Source organism: uncultured Thiodictyon sp. (assembly GCF_903828115.1).
GTDB lineage: Bacteria > Pseudomonadota > Gammaproteobacteria > Chromatiales > Chromatiaceae > Thiodictyon.
In genome coordinates this window covers 1-6,800 of sequence record NZ_CAIKKU010000418.1, presented here as the reverse complement: position 1 = coordinate 6,800, position 6,800 = coordinate 1, and the positions used below count along the sequence as shown (strand labels likewise).

General features: G+C 68.0%; 4 protein-coding genes and 1 pseudogene. 3 read left to right on the top strand and 2 right to left on the bottom strand.

Translation table 11 applies throughout. The features are described from left to right. The 3 genes and pseudogenes from QZY48_RS15420 to cbiB form a co-directional block, all read left to right on the top strand. Positions 1-300 (top strand): annotated as a pseudogene (locus QZY48_RS15420) (cobyric acid synthase CobQ); the annotation flags it as partial. Positions 301-562: 262 nt separating this feature from the next. Continuing rightward, positions 563-892 (top strand): hypothetical protein, encoded by a 330-nt coding sequence (locus tag QZY48_RS15415; protein WP_295432354.1) that lies wholly within the window; start codon positions 563-565, stop codon positions 890-892. Positions 893-1,109: 217 nt separating this feature from the next. After that, positions 1,110-2,063: an adenosylcobinamide-phosphate synthase CbiB gene (gene cbiB / locus QZY48_RS15410; RefSeq protein ID WP_295432356.1), complete on the top strand. Its 954-nt coding sequence runs from the start codon at positions 1,110-1,112 to the stop codon at positions 2,061-2,063. 185 nt (positions 2,064-2,248) lie between these two features. Here cbiB and QZY48_RS15405 read toward each other — a convergent pair whose 3' ends face one another. Together QZY48_RS15405 and QZY48_RS15400 are read right to left on the bottom strand one after the other, a co-directional pair. Continuing rightward, the gene (locus QZY48_RS15405; protein WP_295432350.1) at positions 2,249-3,175 is read right to left on the bottom strand and encodes an alpha/beta fold hydrolase; all 927 of its coding nucleotides are present in this window, start codon (positions 3,173-3,175) and stop codon (positions 2,249-2,251) included. 592 nt (positions 3,176-3,767) lie between these two features. Beyond that, positions 3,768-6,605, bottom strand: a complete 2,838-nt coding sequence (locus QZY48_RS15400) for an SUMF1/EgtB/PvdO family nonheme iron enzyme (protein WP_295432349.1) — start codon at positions 6,603-6,605, stop codon at positions 3,768-3,770. Positions 6,606-6,800: the final 195 nt, after the last annotated feature.

Sequence of the window (6,800 nt, the reverse complement as noted above, 5' to 3'; positions counted from 1 at the left end):
ATCCCCGCGGGCGTCACCCCCGGCCCCGGCCTGGACCGGCCAGCGGGCCTTTTGGACGACGGCCCGGACGGCCCCACCAGCGCCGACGGCCAGGTCCTGGGGACCTACCTGCACGGACTCTTCGATGCCCCGGACGCCTGCGCCGCGCTGCTCGGCTGGGCCGGTCTGGACCGGCCCCAGGCGGCGGACTACGGGGCCCTGCGCGAGGCGACCATCGAGCGGCTGGCGGATCTGGTGGAGGCGCATCTGGATACCGGCACGCTCGGGCGGTTGCTCGGGCTCGACAAGAGAAGTACGTGAGTACGTGAGTACGGGCCTTAGACAGCATCCCGGCCACTGGGAGCGCCGCACCCCAGTGCGGCGAGATCACGCGCGCGATCCGCTCGTTGCGCAGCCAGGTTGAGACGCATGAGGACAAGATCGCCAACCCACTGAAGTGGGTATCGGCGGACCTTTCCCAACATCAACGAAACCGTCTCGTCAACCAGTATTGGCCGAAAGAGATCGCCAATTTTACACAGCAAATAGAAATCCTGGAGCGGATTCTTGCGGAGCGTAACCCATGAGCAAACAACAAGACGCAATGGTCATCCTGGAGGAGACGGCGCAGTCTCTGAAAGCCTCAGCCGAGGCGCTGAACGCCGCTTCGGCATATGACGAAGGACGTCTTATGGGCTATTACGAGGCCCTTTCAACGCTGCTGTCGCAGTGCGCCACGCAGGACATCACGCCGGCCGATCTGCATCTTGGCGCAGATTTTCATCCCGAATCGCTGCTGACGCCCGCTGCGGCTGTCCGTGCCGACACAATTGGAGCTGTGGCTCACGCACATCCTGTCCGCGGCAACCCCGGAGGAGATCTTCCAGTGAAGGCGCGAGGCTCGGGTCTTTGAGCGGCGCTCGGTCCGCACAGCGGACCCTACGGCCGGCGCCGAGCCCGTAGGGTCCGCTGTGCGGACCAGCGGACCAGCGGTAAGCCCAGTGGCCGGAACCATGATCAGGACCGCGCAGAGCACAATCACCCACTTCACCCACGTTCGCAGCCTCGCGAACAACCTCACCACTGCCTGCTCGACCGCGCTGACGATAAGCGCCAGGATACTCGTGCCAATCGACTTCAGCCCACACCTGACCATCATCCTCACCGCCTGCCTGCTGGACGCCCTGTTCGGCGATCCGGTCTATCGGCTGCACCCGGTCCGCTTGATCGGCGCCCTGAGCCTGGCCGGGGAGCGGGCACTGTTCGGCGTCGGCCTCAACGGCCGGTTCGGTGGTGTATTGCACTGGCTCCTGGTCGTCGGCGGGGCCCTGGCGGTCTGGTGGGCGGTGCGGCTGGGCCTTGCGCTTTGGCATCCCTGGCTGGCCCTGGCCTGGGACTGCTTCATCGCCTACAGCCTGCTGTGTATGCGTGACCTGCTGGTGCATGGGCGGCGCGTCCTGGCGGCCCTGGACGACCTGCCGAGCGCCCGGCAACGCCTCTCACTGCTGGTCGGGCGCGACACCGAGCCGCTCGGACGCGACGGCATCGTGCGCGCCACCATCGAGAGCCTGGCGGAGAACCTCACCGATGGGGTGCTGACGCCCCTGTGGGCACTGTGCCTGTTCGGACTGCCGGGGCTGATCCTCGTCAAGGCGGTGTCGACCCTGGATTCGATGGTCGGCTACCGCAACGCCCGGTATTGTCGCTTCGGCTGGGCGGGGGCGCGCTCGGATGACCTGGTGCACTGGCTGCCGGCACGCCTGTCGGTGCCCCTGATCGCGCTCGCCGCCGCGCCGCTTGGCCTGCACCCCTGGCTCGCGGTGCGCACCGCCTGGCGCGACCACGCCCGGCTGCCCAGCCCCAACTCCGGCTGGAGCGAGGCCGCGTGCGCCGGCGCCCTGCGGGTACGCCTGGTCGGCCCGACCCGCTATGGCGGGGCGTTGCGCGACTACGCCTATCTGGGGGACCCGGCCTGGCCCATTGATCTGGATGCCGGGCACCTGCGCCGGGCCCTGGGTCTGATTCTGCTGTGTTCGGTGCTGGCCCTGGGGGTGGGGCTGGGGCTGGCGGCGCTGCGGGGCTGAGCGGCCTGAGGTCATCGGTCCGCGCAGCGGACCCTACGGGTGCCGTTGCGCCGTAGGGTCCGCTGTGCGGACCAACACCCCCGCAGCACGCGGGATGCCCAGTCGATGGGCGGGACTCATGCAGGCCGCGTAATACCGTCCCCGGCCCTGGCTCCCCGCCTCCCGCCGGGACCCAAGGCCGTCCCTCAGCCCTGTGCCGCCCAGAACGCCTCCATGGCCGCCGCGGTCTCGGGCAGCTTCTCCCAATGCGGGACCCCGAGGGTCGGGCCGATGCGCTGCGCCTGCCAGTTCGCCCGGCCGCGCAGGAAGGGCGCCAGATGGTCGAAGTCGATGTTCGGGTCCTGATCGTAGATCACCAGCACCGGCTGCTTCACCCCGGCATAGATCCGATTGGGTGCGTCCGGGGTGAAGATCTGCCCGGCCAGGAAGCACAGCGGGGCGAAGCGGGCGCCGGGCTGGTGGGTCGTCGCATAGGCATACTCGACCATCGCCGTCGGCACCGGGCCGACGAATGACTTGCCGAGGAAGTAGCGGATGCTGGGCCTGGTGGTCAGGAGCGCATAGGCCCCCTGGCCCAGTCCGGGCAGGCTGATCACGCCATGGATGCGCATCCCCGTCTTGCCGCCGGGGATGGTACGGGTACTGAACCCGGTGGGCGAGATCAGCACCAGTGAGTTGACCAGTTCCGGCGCCTCGGCGGCGACCCGGGCGGCGAACTCTCCGCCCAGCGACAGCGAGACCAGGTCCACCGGCTGCGTCGCCACCCGACGCAGGAACTCGGTCAGCGCCTTTACATAGACATCCGGCTGGTAGTGGATGTCCGGCCGGTCGGTGAACCCGAAGCCCGGCAGGTCCGGCGCCAGGACGGGGCGCTGCCCGCGGTAGCGGTCGAACAGCGGCTTCATCTCATAGGCGCTGGGCGCCGCGTTGATGCTGTGCACCAGCACCAGCGGGCGGCCCTGACCGGGGCCGGTGCTGTAGTAGCTCAGTTGCCCGAAACCGGGGACCGCGATCCGGGCGCGCTGGGCGTCCAGGGCGTCGGGCAGGGCCACGCGGCGCACGGCGCCGCGGTCACCGGGGAAATTCAGTGTATGTACGTTGCTGAGATTCATGAAAATCCTGTCGCGGTTGCGCGATGAAGGGAAAAACTCCGGGGTGGCCGACGCCCGCGGGCGTCCTGCCGACTGCACAGTATAGCAACCCCGTTCACTGGGACACGAACGGGCCCGGTGATTGGGACCTGGTGATTGAGCGTCATGGTCCCGACCCCGGGGACCTCGGTGCCGACGCAGCGATAGCGGCGCCGGGGCCTGGGTGCTTGCCCCTCTGGTCGGGCAGCGCCCGCGACGGCTCGGGCGGCGGCGCTTGCCGGGCCCCATGCCCAAGCAGCGCTTGGGCCCGCGAAAAAGCCGGAGGTCGAGGCTTCAGCCGGACGGGGGCGCCGTCGGCGCACCGGCAATGCTTGCAGCGTCTCGGGGCCTGGGCACGAGACGAACCTGTGCGCACCGCCCGCGGGGCCGTCGCCGGCATTGACCAACACGGCGGCCACTGGGGGCTGGGCGACTGGGCTCGCCGGTTGCGGGCTGGGCGGGGTCAGGGGCGAGGCCCCATCGCGGACCGCGCGGCGGGGGAAGTATCCCGCGCACCCCCTGCTGCAGTCGGCGGACCGGAGTGACGGAGTCCGGAGCAAACAAAGGGCGGGGTTTAAGAAACAGGGGCGGAACGCAACACCACACGAAAACCCAAGTCGTCGTTGCGAGGATCGGGAGGAATCCAGCTGCGGTAGGCGCAGTGCGCACCGCCTTGATGGTAGCCCCACGAACCGCCGCGCACGACCAAGCGATCGTCGGCTGCTGGATCAGGATTCTCGCGACCATCCCGGGGTCGGTAGGGATATGACGCATAGCGACTGCGGGTCCATTCCCAGACATTACCGATCATGTCATACAGACCAAACCCGTTGGCCGGGAAGCAACCGACCGTCAAGGTATCCCCGATTTTCGTGTCGGCGTAATTGGCGCGATTCGGGTCTGGACCATCGCCCCAGGGATACACCAGTTCCCGCACGCCGCCCCGCGCCGCCCGCTCCCACTCCAACTCGCTCGGCAGGGCGACCTGCCAGGCCCCTCCCTGCACCAACCGGGCGGCCTCGTACTCCGCCAGGACCGGTGCGCTCATGAGGACCTCGTTCAACCACCGACAGTAGGCCAGGGCCTCGTGCCAGCCGACAAATCGCACGGGGCGGCTGCCCGGGTCACATAGCGCTTTCGCATCACCGCGCTGCCCCCCCGTCGCCGCGCAAAAGGCCCTGAACTGCGCAACCGTGACCGGATAACGGGCGATGTAGAAAGGCGCCGTCGGCGTGGGGATATCGTTGATCTCGGCGTCGGACACCGTAAAATCCACGATTTCTGCGACTCGCTCACGGGCCGAACGCCGCGTGCCGATCATAAAGTCGGGATCGGCGGGAATGCGCACGAAGCCAAGCAGTTCATCCGCCGGCAGATAGAAGCACGCCGGGTCGAATCTGGGGTCCCCCAGGCGCTCCAGATCGGCCTCCGCATCGGCGCGCACGGCGGGCGCGGACCCTGACCGAGTATCCGGATCGCCGAGCAAGGTCAGGATGCGCCGCGCACACTCGACCTTGAGCATATCACCGCTCTCGCGCCATTCGAGAACGGCCGTGGCCGCCAGGTCCGCCGCGGCGAATTGTGCGTTCGGCGTCTTGCCGCGCTGGGCCAGGGCGGCCAGAAAGTCGCGCGCGGACTTGGCTGCATGGGCGCCCAGATAACTCGCGAGGAGCAGGATGGGCTCACGCCACCAGGGGTCCTCCAGGCGGTCCGCGAGGCAGTCGAGGATCGTGGCGTGGCCCGCCCCGCCGATCACCTCGCGTAGATACCGCGCGGCCAGGAACTCCTGGAAGGCGAGATGGATGAAGCGATAGACCCCAGTTTGTTCTTCGAGCACACTGCCGCGCTGTCGGGCACTTTGCAGAAAGGCGTCGATCCGCGGCACGAAGTCGGCCTCTTGGCCTAGCGCGGCCTTGAGATCCGCCTCTTCGATCTCACGGCCCTGGTCGCGACCCTGACCGTGCATGTGGAATGCGAGGTGCTGGGCCATGTCGCGGAACGGCTTCCAGTCCGTGGAGAGTTCCCGGATATCGCCCTCCTCGCGGCCATAGTCCACCTGCAGCAGGGCATTGATAGCCTTGTCGAACAGGTCGGCGCGCTCATCCGGCAACCGGCGGTTGTTCACATGGACGATCAGCAGGAGCCGCACCATCAGGGGGCTGTCGACTAGGGCCGGAGCGTCCTTGCCCAAGCGGGCGCGGCGGTCTTGCTCCAGCCGCCGGATCCCCGCCAGGAGGTCCGTCACCCGCTCGCCGCGCAGAGCGTCATCCAGCGGGTAAATGCAGTGATAGGCTTGGCGTACCATTGGGGCTATATGCTCGTCGAATTCGAGCGGCTGGACCACAATCTCCCGAAACCTGGCACCCAGGGCGCTGCCCCGGCTGCGGTAGGCGGCTGTGCGGCAGGTGACCACAACGCGCATGTCGTCGCGCCCGGCCACAAGATCATCCACTGACTGGCGCACCTCGGCGCGCTCGGACTCGTTCGCGACCTCATCGAGTCCGTCGAGCAGCAGGAGGCAATCGCGGCCATCCTTCAGGACCCGCACGAAGAAGTCCGCGGGGAGGTCGAAGTCCGCTTGCTTGCTGATCAGGTGATAGGAGATGAAATGGGCGAGGGTCCGGTCGCGCGCCGGGGCGTTGCCCGGAAGGTTGCGCCGAAAGCGGGCGAAGGACGCAAGTGGCACGAAGAGCGGCAGCGGCAGTTCGCTTGGGGGGACATCTGTCGGGACGGGGCGCGGGGCTGCTGTGTCGGTCGCTGGACGAGGCGACGGACTGCCGGTTTGGTCGCCAGGGTCATCGGCATTGATTGGGCGCGCCGAAGGGTCCTCTATCACTTTTTTCAGGCCGAGACGCGAACGCGCGGGTTCGGGCTCCCCGGTCAGCAGTGACGAGGCCAACGCCCAGGCCATGTGCACCAGTACGGTAGTCTTTCCGGACCCCGGACCCCCGACGATGACCAGCCGATTGCCCAACCCCAGCACTTCGCTCAGTGGCAGGTTCGCCTCGCTACCCGCCATCCACTTGGCCCGTAGCGGGACATAGGCCGTCTCAAGGGGCAGCAGCACCACCGGCGCCCCGCCCGCCCGCTCGATCCCGCGCAGTTCGATACACTCGGTACGCGAGCGCAGCCAGCGCAGGTAGCCGGCCACCTGGCCGGCGATTTGTTCTTTGGAGAGTGCCCCGGCGACGGCGCCGTAGTAGTTGGCGACGATCTGGGTACCGGTGACGATGGTGCCGGCGTTGTCTTCGACCTTGACCGCGCGCTCGCCGAGCGCAACGCCGCCAACTTGGGCCACCGCCCCGGAGCCGGTCAGGTTCGCCTGTTGCGCGGCGGCGAGTTTGGCCTGCAATTGCTCGATCTGCCGTTGCAGGGCTGCAACCTCGATCGGTTCGGTCGGTTCAGTCGCCATACGAAGCGGCTCCATTGCGTTTATCCAACTCGGGAAGCAGCGCTTCCCGGACCACAGGCCCAAGCGGAGATACCCTGGCGACGAGGCCAACTTGCGCGGTCGCGTCGCGGCTGAAGCCGCTCCCACCGGGGCGATCAGGGCCGCGCCGGCCTTGATCACAATCCCGACCTATCAGCCAACGGCGAGGTCTGTGGT

Bases quoted from the DNA above. Each gene is read 5' to 3' on its own strand.
- QZY48_RS15405 (WP_295432350.1), bottom strand. From the start codon at position 3,175: ATGAATCTCAGCAACGTACATACACTGAATTTCCCCGGTGACCGCGGC.
- QZY48_RS15415 (WP_295432354.1), top strand. From the start codon at position 563: ATGAGCAAACAACAAGACGCAATGGTCATCCTGGAGGAGACGGCGCAG.
- QZY48_RS15400 (WP_295432349.1), bottom strand. From the start codon at position 6,605: ATGGCGACTGAACCGACCGAACCGATCGAGGTTGCAGCCCTGCAACGG.